The organism is Serinicoccus marinus DSM 15273 (genome assembly GCF_008386315.1).
Lineage (GTDB): Bacteria > Actinomycetota > Actinomycetes > Actinomycetales > Dermatophilaceae > Ornithinicoccus > Ornithinicoccus marinus.
This window is the reverse complement of the sequence record NZ_CP043808.1, coordinates 477,383-493,688: the sequence shown is the minus strand read 5'-3', so window position 1 is coordinate 493,688 and position 16,306 is coordinate 477,383. Positions and strand designations below refer to the sequence as shown.

Genomic DNA, 16,306 nt, shown 5'->3' with positions numbered 1-16,306 from the left:
TCGTCCAGGTCCGCTCGCAGGGCCGCGGCATCGACCCTCGGCAACGTCCGCCGCCGACGAATGAGCTCCTGGGCCGAGAGAGCGGCGCGCGGCACGGGACCAAGGGTGGCCACCGGGGCACCGTCCCGGGTCACCGTGAGCGAGTCACCATGCAAGACCCGGGCGATGACATCTGACCGCGGTTGCGCAGGTCCCTGATCGTCACGTCACCCATCCCGCGATGGTATCACCGGTGATACGTAGGAGCGCCGCTCACGAGGCGTCCAGGTGCACGGTCCGGGCGCCGGGGATCGAGGCATACCGGTCCGGGGTGCAGGTGAGCAGGACGACCTGCACGTCCGCCTCGCCCACCGGATCCCCGGCGAGGACCTGGCTCATCTGCTCCAGCCGCTCCGGGTCGGTCCAGCCGAGGGCGTCGTCGATGACGACGGGCACCCCGCGTGCGGGGTCGACCAGTTGCGCGACCGCCAGGCGGGCCAGGATGCCGAGCTGCTCCTTGGCGCCGCCGGAGAGCTGGTCGTGGGGGACGGTGGTGCCGTGGAGGGTCCGCTCCACCACGCTGAGCTGATCGTCGACGGTGACACCCAAGGTGGGGCCGTAGACCCGGCGCCCGAGCCGCTCCAGGGCCGCGGTGAACGGGCGGACGTAGGCCCGGTGCGCGGCATCACGGTGCTGGTGCAGCGTGGTCCGCAGGTGCCGCGCCGCCCGCGCCCGGCGATCCAGCGCGCCGACCCGGCGCTCGGCGTCGTCGAGGTCCGACACCGCGAGGTCGTAGAGCTCCTGGCGTCCCTCGCTGGCGGCGAGCTCGACCTGCCCGGTGAGGGTGTGCAGCCGTGCCCGCGCCTGCTCCAGCTCGTCCTGGCTCCGGGTCGCAGAGCTCTCGGCCGCCGCGAGCGCGGCCATGACGCCGTCGGCGTCGGCCGCGGTGAGGGCCGCCGACGCCGTGATCTCCGCGTCCTGCGCCTCGTCGAGCTCTGCGGCCCGCAGCGCGGTCGTCGCGGCCAGCTCCTCGTCGCCGGCGCTCTCGCGCGCGCCGGCGAGCGCGGCCCGGGCCTGCTCGTGCCGGGCGCGCTCTCCCTCCACCCTGCCGGTGAGGCGGTCCAGCTCGGCCTGCGTCCGGCGGGCCTCCTCCTGCCGCTCGTCCAGCCTGGCGCGGGCGGCCCGGCGTGCCTCGCGGGCCTCCCGCAACCGGGTGCCGGCCAACCGCTCCGCGTCGCGCGCCGCGTCGACGTCGGCCATCGGCCGCTCCCGCACGTCGGTGGACAGCTGACTCAGCCGTCGCCGCGCCTCCTCGAGCCGGGCGAGGAGGGTCGGCGGGGCGGCCCCGGCCTCGACCTGCGGCAGGTCCGCCTCGGCGCCGTGCACCTGCAGGAGGGAGACGAGGTCGCGGCGTGCCTCGCGCCACGCCGCCTGCGCGGTCTGGGCCGACTGCGCCGCGTCCCGCATCTCGTCGAGGTCGTCGCACCCGGCGTCGGCCAGGGCCGCAGCGAGATCCTGCCGGGCCCGGTCGAGCGCGGCCATCCGCTCGGTCGAGTCAGCAGCACCCTGCACGACGATCTCGACCGCGCCGGGCACCTCGACCCGGAGGTCCTCGGTCGCGACGAAGGATCGCTCCCGACCAGGCGACACCGCCTCGTGGCCGGCCCCCGCCCCCCGCACGGTCACATCCTGGGCCTCCCCGAGCGCGCGGACGACGACGCGTGGGCTGGCCGCCTCGTGACGCGCCCGCTGGACCTCCAGCTCGTGGACCCTGGCCTCGACGTCTCGGACCTGCTCCGGGGTCACCGCCCGCTCGGGCAGCGCTTCTCGCGCTTCCTCGACCAGGAGGGCCTGCCGCTCGACCTCGGCGAGGACACCCTCCAGCCGCGTGACCTGCTCGTGCTGCTCCGCCCCGTCCAGGTCGTCGCGGGCCTGCTCGAGCCGTTGCTCGGCGCTCTCCACGTCGGTCTCGGCCCGGTGGGCGGCCTGCTGCGCCGGCTCGAGCACGGCGAGCAGCCCCTGCGCCGCCTCGGCCAGCTCGCCGACCTGCCGCTCGTGCCGGCCGAGAGTCCGCGCGGACTCCTCCACCTCCCGCACCTGGGCGCTGCGCCGCTCCACGTCGGTCGCGGCGGTCCGAGCCCGCTCTCCGGCCTCACCCAGCCGGGAGGCAGCCGCCTCGTGCGCGGCGACCAGCGAGGTGATGCCGGCGGCCTCCGCCCGCGCCGTGGTGAGCGCCGCACGGGCAGCGCGCACCTGCTCGACCAGGCCGTCCACGACCGTCCGGGCGGCGGCCTGGCGCTCCAGCAGCTCCTCCGCCTCGGCCAGCCGCCGGTGCGCCTCGGCCACGTCGGTCTGGGCCCGGGCATGCTCGGCGATGGCGGCCTTGTAGGCGCCGGTCGGTCGACCGGTGCGCTCGGTGAAGTAGCGGAGGTACTCCTCCTCCACGAGGTCCAGCACCCGCTCACCGTCACCCCCGTGCAGATGGGCGTCGGCAGCAGTGTCCAGCGCCTCGCGCAGCACGCCGCTGGACACGAGCGGCTGCACCGTCCCGTCCCCGGACTGGGTCAGGCGCAGCGCCTCCCACAACGTGGTGTCCAGGCACCCGCGCAGCAGCGCCTCGAGCCGCTGCTGGGCCGCCGACCCGGTCAGCTGCTCCGGACGCCCGGAGAGCACCTCCAGCTCGGTCATCGGGGAGCGCAGCCACCGCTTGGCGAGCCGCAGCCGCTGACCGTCGAGGGTGAACTCGGCCTCGACGAAGGGCCCGACGTCACGCCCGATCGGCTGCAGCGCCTGCGCCCGCGCGCTCCTGGACGTCGCCTTGAGCTCCAGCAGCCGGTCGAAGGCCTCGAGCAGGGTCGTCTTGCCGACCTCGTTGGGCCCCTCGACCACGACGACACCGCTCTCGGGAAGGTGCACGGTGCGCTCGGCGACGCCGCGGACGTCCCGCAGGGTGATCCGGTGCAGCCTCACGACCCGCTCCCGCTCAGGCGGTAGAGCAGGGCGAGCGCGTCCCGCGCGCTCTGCTCGTCATCGGGGCGACCGGCCACGAAGGGGTGGGCCGTCCGCCCGGTCAGATCGGTCTCCACGGTCGCGAGCACCGGTGAGGCCGCCGTGCCGGGTTGCTGCGCCGTTCCCCGGATCTCCGCGACAGCCGAGCCGAGGAAGCCGCCGAGCTCCAGCTCGTCCCAGGCGGCATCGTCGTCGGCCACGACCACGACGTCGTGGTGCTGCTCCCGCTCGACCAGCGCACCCAGGCGGTCGCGGTGCCGTTGCCGCACCTGCTCCAGGCGTGCGTGCTCCGCCACGCCGAGCATCCCCCGCAGGTTGAGGAAGACGACGCGGCGGTCCGGGTCGGTCAGCGCCGCCAGCTCGCCGTCCAGCGCGGCGACGTCGTCGGCGGAGTCGACCTCACGGTCCAGCACGGTGAAGCTCCAGGTGCCCACGTGGTGCGGCGTCGTCCGGACCCGCTCCCCCGCCGGGGCGTCCGGGTCGACCTCCACGACGAGCACCTCCCCGGGCGCCACCTCGGTCTCCCGGGTGGGCTCGGGGGTCCCGGCATACGTCAGGTCCGGGCGACCGGCGACCTCGGTGCGCGAGTGCCGGTCACCGAGCGCGACGTAGTGGACCTGGCCGCTGTCCAGGGCCCGCACCAGGGGCGCGGTGGCGATCGTGGCGTGGTCGCGCCACTCCGGGTCGAAGGTGTCCACGCCGCCGTGGCCGACGAGCACCCCGCCGCCGTGGCCGACGAGCACCCGGGTGACGCCCTCCGGCGCGGCGCCGGCGGGCAGTGCCGCGAGGGCCTCGGCCACCAGGTCCCGCCCGGGGTGCTTGCTCTCCCAGGGCGCCGCGACCAGCTCCACACCGTCGCCCACCTCGTGCAGGCCGGCACGGTCCAGCACGTGGACGTGCCCGGGCCGCTCCGCGAGGAAGAGTGCCGAGGTGAAGACCGAGGCGGCGTCCAGCGGGTCGTGGTTGCCGGGCAGCAGGTAGACCGGCACCGGCACGGTGCGCAGGGCGTCCAGCGCCCGCCGCACCGTCTGCCCGGTGAGGTGGTTGCTCTCGAAGACGTCACCGCTCACGACGACGAAGGAGCAGCCCTCCTGCTGCGCGACACGCCCCAGCCGGCGGATCGCGTCGGTGCGCGCCGCGGTGAACCGCGACTGCGCCTCGGGCTCGAGGAACCGGCGGGTCATGCCGATCTGCCAGTCCGCCGTGTGCAGGAACCGCACCATCCGCCCGCCTCCTCTCGCCGGTCGCCGTGCTCAGCTGTCGCGTCGTGCCTCCACCGTAGGAGAGCGCACCGACAGTCCCCCGGAGCCGAGGCACCGTGTCGGCTCGGCGCTCCTGCCTCATCGCCCCTCAGGCGACGGCTACGACCAGGCGAGCGCGAGGCCGAGCGCCGCGGCCGTCACCCCGAGCCCGAGGGTCAGCGTGAGGTATGCCGCGCCTCGCCGCCACGAGTCCTGCCCCAGCCTCCAGGTGTGCACCGCCAGGGCGCTCCAGGTGGTGAGGGCACCGGCGAGGCCGGTGCCGAGGAGCAGGAACAGCCAGGCGGGCAGCGCCTCGGCCACCCCTGCCAGCACGCCCAGCAGGAAGGAGCCGACGACGTTGACGAGGAGCGTGCCGCCCGGCCCCCCGAGGCGCGACACCGTCGCCAGGTGCCGGAGCAGGGCACCCGACGCCCCGCCGAGCGCGACGCAGACCAGGGCCGCCAGCGCGGGCAGACCCGTGCTCACCGTGCCCACCGGAGTGCGGCGCCACCGCCGAGCGCCGCCGCGACGACGCACAGCACCGGGGTCCCGAGCAGGTAGGCGGCCGCGGTCGCCGGGGCGACGCCGGTCGCGAGGGCCACCTGGACGGCATACGTCGAGAAGGTCGTGAAACCACCCAGCAGCCCGGTCCCGACCCCGGGTCGCAGCCAGACCGGACCCGGGCGCCGCTCGTCGCGGACCAGCAGCCAGGCGAGCGCCGCGCTGCCGAGCACGTTGACCAGCAGGGTGGACCACGGCAGGACGGCACCGACGGGGGTGAGCAGCTCCAGGGCCCACCGCAGCAGGGCGCCGACCGCTCCCCCGGCCGCCACCCAGCCCAGCACGCCAGCATCCCCGGCGCCGCGGCGGGCGGGCGTGGTGGGCGAGGACACGGGCCGACCCTACCGGCGGTCGTACACTGGGCGGCATGGATCGACCCTGCGCCGACGCGCAACCTCCGAGTCCCCGGCCGGACGACGACCTCGTCCGGCTGCCCGAAGGCGCGGGGGGCGCCACATGCTGATCCTCGGCGGCATCGCCGTCATCGTCGTCCTCACCCTCATGACCGGCTACTTCGTGGCCCAGGAGTTCGCCTACGTCAGCGTGGACCGGGGCCGGCTGCGCCACCTCGCCGACGAGGGGGACGCCGCCGCGCAGCGGGCGCTCAAGGTCACCTCCCGCCTGTCCTTCACCCTCTCCGGGGCGCAGTTCGGCATCACCGTCACCGCGCTCATGGTGGGTTATCTCGGTGAGGCGCTCCTGGTGCGCGGTCTGACCGACTCGTATGCCGACGCCGGCTGGCTGGCGCGGGCAGCGATGATCTCGCTGTTCTCCATCGGCACGCTGGTCTTCTCCACCGTCCTGCAGATGGTGATCGGCGAGCTCGGGCCCAAGAACTGGGCGATCGCCCGGCCCGTACCGCTGGCCCGGGCCCTGTCCCGCAGCACCCTGCTCTACCTCACCGTGCTCGGCCCGGTCATCGCCCTCTTCGACAAGGCGTCCAACGCCCTGCTGCGCTCGGTGGGCATCGAGCCCGTCGAGGAGCTGCCCCAAGGCGCCACCCCCGAGGACCTCACCCGGATCATCGCCGAGTCGCACAGCGGCGGCACCCTCGACGAGGACCTGTCGATCCTGCTCGAGCGCGGCCTCGCCTTCCGCGAGCGGGTGGCCGAGGAGGTCATGACGCCGCGCACGTCGGTCCAGACGATCCAGGCCGACGAGCAGGCCGCCGTGGTGCTCGAGGCCCTGCAGAGCGGGCACGCACGCTTCCCCGTCATCGGGCGCGACATCGACGACATCGTCGGGGTCATCGGCCTGCACGACCTCCTCGAGGTCGAGCCCCAGGCGCGCCGCACGACCCTCGTCCGCGACCTGGCCGACGACGCGCTCATCCTCCCCGAGTCGCTGCCGCTGCCGAAGGTCCTCGAGGCGCTCCGGGAGGGGCACCAGCAGCTGGCCGTCGTCGTCGACGAGTACGGCGGCTTCGCCGGGATCGTCACCTTCGAGGACGTCGCCGAGGAGGTCGTCGGCGAGATCTGGGACGAGGACGACGACGAGGAGGCCACGAGCGCCGCCCGTCCCGACGGCATGTGGGACCTCTCGGCCCGGTTGCGGATCGACGAGGTCGCGCAGCTGACCGGGGTGGAACTGCCCGAGCACGAGCACTACGACACGTTGTCCGGGTTGGTCCTGGACCAGCTGGGCCGCACCGCCGAGAAGGGGGACAGCGTGGTCGTCACGTGGTACGGCCGGGACGGGGAGGGCGAGGAGTACGTCCACCTCACCCGCATCGACGTCATCACCACGCAGCGCTACGTCCCCGACACGGTCACCCTGCACCCGATGGTCACCCGCACCCTCGAGGAGTGGCGCGAGCTCGGCGAGGAGGAGCGCGAGCACCTGGGTGACGGGCTGGTCATCGCGACACCTGCGGCCGACGAGCTGGAGGTCGCCCGATGAGCACCACCCAGGCCCTGCTCGTCAGCGTGCTGCTGCTGATCGCCAACGGCTTCTTCGTCGGCGCCGAGTTCGCGGTCGTCGCGGCCAAGCGGCACCGCCTCGAGGAGCGCGCCGAGGCGGGCAGCCGCGCCGCGCGCGCCGCCGTCGACGCCTCGCGGGAGCTCTCGCTCATGCTCGCCGGCGCCCAGCTCGGCATCACCCTGTGCACCCTGGCGCTCGGAGCGCTGGCCAAGCCGGCCGTCGCCTACCTGCTGGAGCCCGTCATCCACGCCGTCGGCGTCCCGGACGTGGCGGTGCACGCCATCGCCGTGGCCATCGCGGTCTCGATCGTGGTCTTCCTGCACATGGTCGTCGGCGAGATGGCACCGAAGTCGTGGGCCATCTCGCACCCCGAGAGCTCGGCGATGCTCCTGGCCCTGCCCTTCCGTGCCTTCACCTGGCTCGCCCGGCCGGTCCTGTGGCTGATGAACGCCCTGGCCAACCTGCTGCTCCGCCTCGGTGGGGTCGACCCCGTCGACGCGCTCGGCAACGCGCAGAGCCCGGCCGACCTGCAGCTGCTGCTCGCCCAGTCCTACGAGCACGGCGTGCTCGAGGACGCCGACCACCAGATCCTCACCGGTGCGCTGCGCCTGGAGGAGGAGACGGTCGAGGCGGTGATTCCCGACCACCGAGGCGGTGACCATCGCCCGCACGGCGACGGCGGCGGACGTGGAGCGCCTCAGCCACGCCAGCGGTCGCTCCCGGCTGTTCGTCGTCGAGCCCACCGGCCGGCAGGGGCAGCAGCGCATCCGCGGCCTCGTCCACGTGCGTGACGCCATCCTGGCCTCGGCCCAGGGCCGGGGCGTGCAGTCGCTCGGTGACTTCCTGCAGCCGGTGGCCTCGCTGCCCGCGTCCATGCCGCTCATCGACGCGGTCTCGAGCCTGCGCCAGCAGCGCGGTCAGCTCGCGCTCGTGCGCGACGACTCGGGCCGGGTCGTCGGGATGGCCTCGATGGAGGACATCCTGGAGCAGATCCTCGGCGAGTTCGACGACGAGTCGGACCCCGAGAGCGACGTCGCCCACGCCGAGCCCGCGCAGGCACAGACCTCCCCCGCCTGACGGGCATACCGCTGGGACGGCCGGCGCCCTCGACCCCAGGTATGCCGAAGGGCCCCGACCGCAGCGCGGTCGGGGCCCTGTCGGTGCAGGCTGGTGCGGGCTGGGTCAGCCGACCCGGCCGTAGCCGGAGACGCCACCGAAGACGGCGCGGTACTGGCTCGGGATGCCCGGGCGGCCAGAGTCGTACATCATGCCGTTACCGGCGTAGATGCCGACGTGGTAGGCCGGGTAGCCGAAGAAGATCAGGTCGCCCGGCTGGGGGTTGCTGACCGGGGTGGCGTAGGACTGCTGGGCCGCGGCGGTGCGCGGCAGCGAGATGCCGGCCTGGCCGAAGACCCAGGAGGTGTAGCCGGAGCAGTCGAAGCCGGTGGCGGGGCTGGAGCCGCCGTAGGAGTACATGTAGCCGGTGTAGGCGGCGGCGATGCCAAGGATGCCACCGCTGGGGGCCGGAGCGGCGGGCTCGGGCTCCGGCTCGGGCTCGGCCTGGACGGCCGGCTCGGCCTCGACGACGGGCTCGGGCTGCGCCTGACGCTCGTTGTCGCGGCTGGCGGTGGTCTCCTCGCGGGCGGCGACCTGCTCGCTCGCCTGCTCGGTGACCGGAGCAGCCTGCTCGGTGGCCGGGGCAGCCTGCTCGGTGGCCGGGGCAGCCTGCTCGGTCTGCTCGACCGGGGCGGGCTCCTCCTCGACGACCGGGGTGTAGGCGGAGAAGCCGCCGACGCCGAAGGAGGCCAGGTCGACGTCCTCGGGCGCGGCCACGGCCTCGGCCGGGCGGTCCACGGTCACGGTGCGGTCGGCGTTCACGTCGACCCCCAGCCGCTGCAGGCCCTCACCACGGTCCTGGGACAGGTCCGGGGCGGCGTTGGCGCTCAGCGTCGCGCCGGCCAGCAGCCCGGTCGAGGTGGCCGCGACGGCCGCCGTGCGGGTCAGAGCGGTGCTGGTCGTGCTGAGACGACCGGGCCGACGGTGGCGGCCGGTGATGCGCTGCGTCATGTAGATCCTCCAGTGCCTGCGGGGTGAGCTGTCGGGCTTGGGCTGGAGTGCCCCTGGTCCGACCGAGCCGGACCATTCGCCCCGAGGAGCCAGGTCCGGCTCCAGAGGTGGTTCCCCCGCTCCTGTCAAGCGGTGTTCGTACGTGCCACGGCCCCGGGTGCGCGCGGACAGGACTAGGCAGTCACGCTTCGGGGATCCCCCCAGGGAGGAGGACTCGACAACCGTACACAGCCCGGTAACAAATGTCACGCTGAGGTAACGACGGTGTGGACAACCCGTGAAGACCTCACCAGCACCATCCCTGCTGACCTGCAGATTTGCGGTCCGACGTAACCGACCTCCCAGGCTCCGCGTGAGCCATCTCACACGTCAGGAGGGGTCGGCGCGGCGCAGAAGATGTGCGCGGCGACATCTGTCGGCAGGGACACGGCCTCGCCGTCCAGTGCCTCCACGATGGTCCGCCCGTCCTCGCTCCACACCGCGACGCGCGCGCCCGGCCGTACGCCGGACTCCAGCAGCAGCCCGAGCACCTCGGGGTCCACCTGGACCGGCTCACCCAGCCGGACGACCATCGTCGTGCTCCGGTCCCCGCCCTCGGCCAGCTCGCTGCTCGCGACACCCTGGGCCGGCGGGGCGTCCTGCTGCCCGAGCTCGGCGAGGCCGGGCACCGGGTTGCCGTAGGGCGAGCTGGTGCCGTCCTCGACGAGCTGCAGGATCTTCTTCTCCACCTGCTCGCTCATGACGTGCTCCCAGCGGCACGCCTCGTCGTGGACGTAGGCCGGGTCGAGGCCGATGACATCCATGAGCAGCCGCTCGGCGAGCCGGTGCTTGCGCATGACCCGCACGGCGGAGAGCCGACCGTGGTCGGTGAGCACGAGGTGGCGGTCCTCGGCCAGTTCGAGCAGACCGTCGCGCTCCATGCGGGCGACGGTCTGCGAGACGGTCGGCCCTGACTGACCGAGGCGCTCGGCGATGCGCGCCCGCATGGGCAGGACGCCGTCCTCCTCCAGCTCGAAGATCGTCTTGAGGTACATCTCCGTCGTGTCGATCAGGTCGCCGCTCACGGTGTCATCCTAGGGCCGGGGTCCGACGGGCTCCGCTCCTGCGCCGGGCTCACGGCTGGATCCTGCTGCGTCGCCAGGCCGCCGGGTCGTCCAGCCCGCCCGCCGCGACCCGCTCCCAGACGAGCCGGTCGTGCAGCCGGTTGCGCCGGCCGCCCCAGACCTCGACCCGCTCCGGGACGATCCGGTAGCCACTCCACGTCGTCGGCCGTGGCACGTCGTCCGGCCGACCGCGGTCCGGCCAGCGTTCCGCACACTCCTGGTATGCCTGCTCCAGCGTCGCCCGGTCGGCGACGGGGGCGCTCTGCGTCGAGGCGTGCGCGCTGATCCGGGAGCCGTAGGGGCGGCTCCGGAAGTAGTCGTCGACCAGGTCCGTCGGCAGCTCCTGGGCGCGGCCGCGGAAGCGGACGGCGCGGAACATCCCCGCCCAGGTGAGGGTCGCCGCCACCTTGTCGTTCGCCGCCAGCTGCAACCCCTTGGCCGAGTCGCTGCTGGTGAGGAAGCCCGGGCCCCGCGCGTCGAGGAAGCGCATGAGCACGGCGCGCACGTCGGGCATACCGTCGGCGTCGACCGTGGCCACCCAGAGGGCCGCCGGCTCGGGCACGTCCCCGCGCTCCTCGTGCCGGGCGATCGCCTGGTCCAGCCAGTCCTGCACCAGCGGCAGCGGCGCCTCCGGGGCGTCCTGCTCGGTGATCCCCTCCCCGGTGTAGTCGGCCCGCCCGCCGAGCGCGCCGTTCATCGCCTGCCCCGGCGCGGCAGGTGCACGGTGCGGCGCAGCTCGTCGGGGGTGTGCCGCTTCGCCGGGTCGGCGTTGAGCAGCAGGGTGTCGAAGGGGGCGTCGGTGTGCGGGTGCACGCCGACCGGCTCGTTGCGGGAGAAGACCACCCAGTAGGGCTGGCCGCGGTGGAAGACCTGCTGCAACGAGCCCTCCACCACGGTGTCCGCGTGAGCGAGGGCGTGCTTGCGAGGGTTGGTGCGGGCCTTGGCGGCCTGGTCCTGGACGAACCGGGTCGCGGGCTCACGCTGCTTGAGGATCTGGTCGACCATTTGCGGGCCGTACTTCTGCGCCATGGCGTAGACCACGGGTCCGTACTTGATCGCCTGCTTGGCCAGCCGGGTCTTGCCGGGCACGGGTCCTCCTGCGGATCTGGGGTGTGCCGCCAGGGTAGGCGGTCTCCTGGTGTCAACGCCCGACGGCATACCCCTGCATTCCCCGGGGGTTCGCCCCGGCGCTGAGCACCCCGGTCTCCGGGTCGCGGGCGACGGCGCACATCCGGCCCAGGCTCCACGGGCCCTGGTCCAGGACCTCGTGCCCTCGGGCGCGCAGCCCGTCCAGCACGTCCGCACCCAGCCGGGACTCCGTGACCAGCACGCCGGGCTCGCTCGCGCGCGGGTGGAACGAGCCGGGGAAGCTCGTGGTGTGGAAGACCGGCGCGTCGATCGCCTCCTGCAGCCCGGCGCCGCCGACGAGATGGCGCAGCAGGAAGACGCTCTGCCACTGGTCCTGCTGGTCACCTCCGGGGGTTCCGCAGGCGAGGACGGGTATGCCCTCGCGCAGCACCATCGTCGGCGTCAGCGTGGTGCGGGGTCGCCGGCCGGGGACGAGCGAGCTGGGAAGCCCCTGCTCGAGCCAGGTCATCTGCAGCCGGCTGCCGAGCGCGAAGCCGAGCTCGGGGATGAACGGGCTGGACTGCAGCCAGCCGCCGCTGGGGGTGGCGGAGACGAGCATCCCCCACCGGTCCACGACGTCGACGTGGCACGTGTCGCCCCGGGTGGCGCCGTCCCGCTGCACGGTGGGCTCACCGGCGCTGCCGTCGGCGGCGTCGGCGCCCGCACCCTCGGGGACCATCGCCTGTGCGGCCAGCCGGGGCTCGCGGCCTCCGGGTGCGCCGGGCCGGAGCTCGCGGGAGGCGCGCTCGCCCACGAGGGCCGCCCGGTCCGCGACGTAGGCCGGGTCGAGGAAGTCGCTCATGGGCAGGGCGTCCTCGCCCGCGCTGTCGCCGAGCCACGCCTCCCGGTCGGCCATGGCCAGCTTCCACACCTCGGCGAGGGTGTGCACCCCCGCGACCGTGTCCAGATCGGTCGCGCCCGGGTCCTCGCCGGCCACCTCGTCCACCATCGCGAGCACCTGCAGCAGCGCCGGACCCTGCCCCCACGGACCGGTCTTGGCGATCGTGTGGCCGCGCCACTGCGCCGTCACCGCGTCCTCCCAGGTGGCCTCGAAGGTCGCGACGTCCTCGGCCGTGATCACACCGGGCAGGACCGCGCCGCCGCTGTGCCGGAAGGCGCGCTGCGCGAAGGCGCCGATGGCCTCGGCGACGAACCCCTGCCGCCAGGCGGTCAGCACGGCGTCGATGCCGGCTTGCCGTGAGCCGCCGTCCCGCACCGCGTCCCGCTCTGCCTCGAGCAGCCGCTCCAGCGTGTCGGCCCAGGCCGGGTTGGTGACGACGGTCCCGGGCGCGGGCGCCTCGCCGTCGACGAGCCACTGGTCGGCCGAGGTGTGCCAGTCGGAGGCGAACAGGTCACGCACCGAGTCGATGGTCGAGCTGACCCGCGGGACCACCGGGTGACCGTGCCGGGCGTAGTGGATCGCCGGGCCGAGCGCCTCCTGCGCGCTCATCGTCCCGCGGTCGCGCAGCAGCGTGAGCCAGGCGACGGTCGCGCCGGGCACGGCGGTGGCCAGCGGCCCGGACCCGGGGACGCGGTCCAGTCCGGCCGCGGCGAAGTGCTCGGGGGTGGCGCCGGCCGGCGCCGGTCCCTGGCCGCACAGGACCCGCGGTGTCGGGTCGTCGGCGGAGGCGACGATGAGCGGCAGATCACCCCCCGGACCGTTGAGGTGCGGCTCGACGACCTGCAGCACGAATCCGGCGGCGACCGCCCCGTCGGCGGCGTTGCCGCCCAGCTCGAGCAGCCGCATACCGGCCGAGGAGGCGATCCAGTGCGTGCTGGAGACCATGCCGACCGAGCCGGTGAGCGTGGGGCGCGTGGTGAAGGTCACCGTCAACCCAGGGTCGCCAGGACCGGGACGAGGATCAGGGCGGCCAGGGCCACCAGCACGACGACGCGACGGGTTCGGGCACTCATCAGGTCACCTTCTCAGGGAGCGGCTCGGTCATGCGCACCAGGTAGACCGGGCGCGGCCAGCGTGCGCGGAAGCGCAGCCGCAGGTGGTCGTGGCGCATGACGTGGACGGCGGCCAGGACAGCGGTGGCGCCGCACATCACCGTGGCGATGAGCACCGTCGCCCGGGCACCGAACTGCTCGGCGAACCACCCGAGGAAGGGGGATCCCACCGGCGTGCCGCCCATGAAGACGGCCATGTAGAGCGCCATCACCCGACCGCGGACGGCCTGGTCGACGCTCAGCTGGACCATCGCGTTGGCACTCACCATGACGGTCAGGGCGAAGAGGCCGGTCGGGATCAGCAGGAGGGTGTATGCCGTGAAGCTCGGTGCGAGGGCGATGAGCGCGGTGCACCCGGCGAAGGCGGCCAGCGAGCCCAGGAGCAGGCGCCACCGGGGGCGGTCGCGGCGCGCGGCCAGGAGGGCGCCGGCGAGCGAGCCGATGGCCATGACCGAGCCGGTGATCCCGAACTCGGCGACGTCCTTGCCGAAGACCTCGGTGGACATGAGGGCGTTGAAGATCTGGAAGTTCATCCCGAAGGTGCCGTGCATGAAGGCGATGACGAGGATGAGCTGGATGTCCGGCCGGCCGCGGACGTAGGCGATGCCCTCGCGCACGCTGCCGCGGGGTCCGGTGCGGTCGCGGGTCGCGAGCTGGGAGGGGTCCATCGCGAGCAGCGCCAGGATCACCGCGACGAAGGTCACCGCGTTGAGCAGCAGCGTCGGGCCGGTGCCGACGGCAGCGATGAGCAGGCCGGCCACCGCGGGGCCGATGAGGCGGCCGGAGTGGAAGGACGCAGAGTTGAGCCCCACGGCATTGGTGATCTGCGCCTTCGGGACCATCTCGGAGACGAAGGCCTGGCGGGCGGGGGCGTCGACGGCGGCCGCCGTGCCGGAGAGGAAGGCGAGGACGAACATGTGCCACAGCTCCATGTGGCCGGTGAGCACCGCGATCCCCATGACGGTGGCGAAGAAGGCCATCGCGCTCTGGCTGACGAGCATGACCTTGCGCTTGGAGAAGTTGTCGCTAATCGCTCCCGCGACCGGTGAGAAGAGCAGGATCGGCAGGAACTGCAGGCCGGTGACCAGACCGAGCGCCTGCGCGGAGTTGTCGGTGAGCTCGGTGAGCACCACCCAGTCCTGGGCGATGCGGCCCATCCAGGTCCCGGTGTTGGAGATGATGCCGCCGGTGGCGTAGATCCGGTAGTTGCGCACCGAGAGCGCGGAGAACATCGCGCTCATCGCACCTCCCCCGTCTCCGTGCCGTCCCGGGACGCCTCGCCCCGGTCGACGTCGCCGCACAGGAGCCCCTCGAGGAGCTCCGCGGCCTGCCGCAGGACGCCCCGGTCAGCGCTGCTCAGACCGTCCAGGCGCGCCGCCATCCAGGCGTCCCGCAGGGCGCGCTCACGACCCACGACCGCCCCGCCCTCGTCGGTCAGCGAGAGCCGCACCAGCCGGCCGTCGTCCGCGTCGGGCGACCGGTCGACATACCCCAGGTCGGTCAGCTGGGTCACGGTCCGGCTCATGCTCGGCGGGCTCACCTGCTCGATCGACGCCAGCTCGCCGAGGGTGCGCGGCTGCTCGCTCAGCCGCACGAGCACGCTGAAGTGGTGCGGGGCGATGGTGTTGCCGGCGTCGAAACGCGCCCGGCGGGCGACCCGCATGCACGCGATGCGCAGGTCGTGCGCCAGGGCGGCGGTCGCGGGATCGGGTGAGGTGTCAGGCATACAGTCGTTAGTCTATCTCATTACTCCATCTAACGATCATGCCCTCGGCGCGTTCCTGTGTGGAGAGGGCTACGTTGGTGGCGTGAGCAGGATTCCGCCGAACCGGCCCCCCGAGGACGTCCGGCCGCCAGACGTCACCCTGCGCACCATCACCCTGGTGCGCTGGGGGATCCTCGTCTGGCTGGTGGTCCTGGCGGTCCTGCTCGGGCTGCCCTCGCTGCGCACCGGGGACCGCGAGTGGTGGGTCTGGGTGCCCGTCGCGGGGATCGTGCTCGGCGCGCTGGGGTATGCCTACCTGCGCCGCGGGAAGGGCAACGCCGCCGAGGCGTGAGCCGTGGTCCTCAGCGGTCGCTGAAGACGATCTCGGTCTCGTCGTCGAGCACCGGCGGGTCGATGCGCTCCGGCGCCCGCTTCTCGACGTCCACCTCGCTGTGCGCCCCGCAGCCGAAGTCGAGGGCCACGACGGAGCCGTCCGCGGGCGACCACTCGTTGGCGCAGACGCCGAAGACGGTGCGCAACGCTCCGGCCATCGGCAGGAAGTAGCCGCAGGTCCGGCAGGGCGCGGGAGCCTTGCGGGCACTCTCGCTGGTGGGGCCGTGGTCGCCGTCCTGCCACCGGGTGGCCGCCGCGTCACGGCCCTCGGCCGAGAGGACCCGGGGCCGTCCGAGCCCCAGCTCCCAGAGGGCGACCTGGTCGACGTCCTCCTCGCCCGTGGCCTCGAAGCCGGCCTCCAGCCGCGGGTCGTCCGCGACGAAGGCGGTCCGGTCGCCGGGGCCGATGTCACCGGGGGCGAGGCGCTCGGCATACGGCACCCACTCCGGGGAGAGCACGGCCTCCTCGCCGGCGAGGAGATGCACCTCGCTGATGGTGGCCTTGCGTGCCCGCGGGACGCGGGAGAGCGTCACGGCCCAGCGCCAACCCGGGTAGGCGGCAGCGGTGCAGGCGAAGTAGTGCGTCGCCAGCCGCTCGGCCTCCATGACCACCTCGAGGTGGTCGCCGACGGTGCCCGGCTCGGCGACCTCACCCGCGGCGGCGCGGGCGACCTCGACGGCACCGGTCAGGACGGCATCGCTGCGGGGAGAGGGCATACGGGCTACTTCCCGGCCTCGAACTGGTCGGCCACCGCGCGCAGCGCCTTGGCCATCGCCGCACCGTGGGTGCGGTCGGGGTAGTGGCCCTTGCGCAGGGACGAGGACGCCTGGTCGAGCAGGGTGATGAGGTCCTCGACGACCACCACCATCTCCTCGGCCGGCTTGCGGTCGCGCATCGACAGACCGCGCGACACCGAGGGGGCCGGGTCGAGCAGCCGCACGTGCAGCGCCTGGTCGCCGCGCTTGCCCGCGACGACGTCGAACTCCACCTTGCTGCCGCGCGGCAGCGCGCCCACGCCCTCGGGCAGGGCGGAGCGGGGCACGTAGACGTCGCTGCCCTCGTCGCTGGACACGAAGCCGAAGCCCTTGTCCTCGTCGAAGAACCTGACCTTGCCGGTGGGCACGGGAGCACCTCACGAAAGTGTGTGGGGGATGGAACGGGAACACCTGAGGGTATCGCCCGCGGCGGCACGGGTCGAATGACTTGCCCCGCCAGGGTGCGGGTCGGGACGCACGAGCGGGGCACCC

Annotated in this window: 17 protein-coding genes and 1 riboswitch; of the genes, 4 read left to right on the top strand and 13 right to left on the bottom strand. The window is 73.8% G+C overall.

The window, feature by feature from the left end; all coding sequences use genetic code 11:
• Positions 1-252: 252 nt before the first annotated feature.
• From FU792_RS02475 to FU792_RS02460, 4 genes are all read right to left on the bottom strand, one after another.
• Positions 253-2,949, bottom strand: a complete 2,697-nt coding sequence (locus FU792_RS02475; RefSeq protein WP_022924532.1) for an AAA family ATPase — start codon at positions 2,947-2,949, stop codon at positions 253-255.
• Complete coding sequence (locus FU792_RS02470; RefSeq protein ID WP_149814523.1) at positions 2,946-4,211, bottom strand: metallophosphoesterase family protein; 1,266 nt, start codon at positions 4,209-4,211, stop codon at positions 2,946-2,948. The genes FU792_RS02475 and FU792_RS02470 overlap by 4 nt, the downstream gene beginning before the upstream one ends.
• A 138-nt stretch (positions 4,212-4,349) precedes the next feature.
• Positions 4,350-4,715, bottom strand: a complete 366-nt coding sequence (locus FU792_RS02465) for a fluoride efflux transporter FluC (protein WP_237740002.1) — start codon at positions 4,713-4,715, stop codon at positions 4,350-4,352.
• Positions 4,712-5,122 (bottom strand): FluC/FEX family fluoride channel, encoded by a 411-nt coding sequence (locus FU792_RS02460; RefSeq protein ID WP_083652716.1) that lies wholly within the window; start codon positions 5,120-5,122, stop codon positions 4,712-4,714. Before FU792_RS02460 ends, FU792_RS02465 begins: the two co-directional genes overlap by 4 nt.
• Before the next feature lie 124 nt (positions 5,123-5,246).
• Here FU792_RS02460 and FU792_RS02455 point away from each other — a divergent pair, with 124 nt between their 5' ends.
• From FU792_RS02455 to FU792_RS17620, 3 genes are read left to right on the top strand one after another with little or no spacing between them, the layout of a single operon-like run.
• A complete protein-coding gene (locus FU792_RS02455; protein WP_022924535.1) occupies positions 5,247-6,689 on the top strand; it encodes a hemolysin family protein in 1,443 nt (480 codons plus the stop codon).
• On the top strand, positions 6,686-7,501 hold the full coding sequence (locus FU792_RS02450) for a CNNM domain-containing protein (RefSeq protein WP_238706028.1): 816 nt from the start codon (positions 6,686-6,688) through the stop codon (positions 7,499-7,501). The genes FU792_RS02455 and FU792_RS02450 overlap by 4 nt, the downstream gene beginning before the upstream one ends.
• On the top strand, positions 7,398-7,787 hold the full coding sequence (locus FU792_RS17620; RefSeq protein WP_238706027.1) for a CBS domain-containing protein: 390 nt from the start codon (positions 7,398-7,400) through the stop codon (positions 7,785-7,787). Before FU792_RS02450 ends, FU792_RS17620 begins: the two co-directional genes overlap by 104 nt.
• A gap of 105 nt (positions 7,788-7,892) precedes the next feature.
• Here FU792_RS17620 and FU792_RS17115 read toward each other — a convergent pair whose 3' ends face one another.
• The 7 genes from FU792_RS17115 to FU792_RS02415 all read right to left on the bottom strand — a co-directional run bounded on the left by FU792_RS17115 (position 7,893) and on the right by FU792_RS02415 (position 14,687).
• A complete protein-coding gene (locus FU792_RS17115) occupies positions 7,893-8,777 on the bottom strand; it encodes a C40 family peptidase (protein WP_193559853.1) in 885 nt (294 codons plus the stop codon).
• A riboswitch (cyclic di-AMP (ydaO/yuaA leader) is annotated at positions 8,776-8,919 on the bottom strand. (Overlaps the previous gene by 2 nt.)
• A gap of 220 nt (positions 8,920-9,139) precedes the next feature.
• Positions 9,140-9,841, bottom strand: a complete 702-nt coding sequence (locus FU792_RS02440; RefSeq protein WP_149814521.1) for an iron-dependent transcriptional repressor DtxR — start codon at positions 9,839-9,841, stop codon at positions 9,140-9,142.
• A gap of 49 nt (positions 9,842-9,890) precedes the next feature.
• Positions 9,891-10,577, bottom strand: a complete 687-nt coding sequence (gene pdxH / locus FU792_RS02435; protein WP_022925531.1) for a pyridoxamine 5'-phosphate oxidase — start codon at positions 10,575-10,577, stop codon at positions 9,891-9,893.
• Complete coding sequence (locus tag FU792_RS02430) at positions 10,574-10,969, bottom strand: hypothetical protein (protein ID WP_022925530.1); 396 nt, start codon at positions 10,967-10,969, stop codon at positions 10,574-10,576. The genes pdxH and FU792_RS02430 overlap by 4 nt, the downstream gene beginning before the upstream one ends.
• A gap of 52 nt (positions 10,970-11,021) precedes the next feature.
• Entirely contained in the window at positions 11,022-12,794 is a 1,773-nt protein-coding gene (locus FU792_RS02425) for a gamma-glutamyltransferase family protein (protein ID WP_168714895.1), read from the bottom strand.
• Between the two features lie 127 nt (positions 12,795-12,921).
• Positions 12,922-14,202, bottom strand: a complete 1,281-nt coding sequence (locus tag FU792_RS02420; RefSeq protein ID WP_028131114.1) for an MFS transporter — start codon at positions 14,200-14,202, stop codon at positions 12,922-12,924.
• Positions 14,199-14,687 carry a MarR family winged helix-turn-helix transcriptional regulator gene (locus FU792_RS02415; RefSeq protein WP_022925527.1) on the bottom strand — a complete coding sequence of 163 codons (489 nt, stop codon included), beginning with the start codon at positions 14,685-14,687 and terminating at the stop codon, positions 14,199-14,201. The genes FU792_RS02420 and FU792_RS02415 overlap by 4 nt, the downstream gene beginning before the upstream one ends.
• Positions 14,688-14,769: 82 nt before the next feature.
• Between FU792_RS02415 and FU792_RS02410 the strand changes: the two genes are divergently transcribed.
• Positions 14,770-15,018: a DUF2530 domain-containing protein gene (locus tag FU792_RS02410; RefSeq protein ID WP_022925526.1), complete on the top strand. Its 249-nt coding sequence runs from the start codon at positions 14,770-14,772 to the stop codon at positions 15,016-15,018.
• 10 nt (positions 15,019-15,028) lie between these two features.
• Here the strand turns inward: FU792_RS02410 and FU792_RS02405 are convergent, their stop codons facing one another.
• Complete coding sequence (locus FU792_RS02405) at positions 15,029-15,775, bottom strand: DUF3027 domain-containing protein (protein ID WP_022925525.1); 747 nt, start codon at positions 15,773-15,775, stop codon at positions 15,029-15,031.
• Between the two features lie 5 nt (positions 15,776-15,780).
• A complete protein-coding gene (locus FU792_RS02400; protein ID WP_022925524.1) occupies positions 15,781-16,182 on the bottom strand; it encodes a cold-shock protein in 402 nt (133 codons plus the stop codon).
• Positions 16,183-16,306 lie beyond the last annotated feature (124 nt).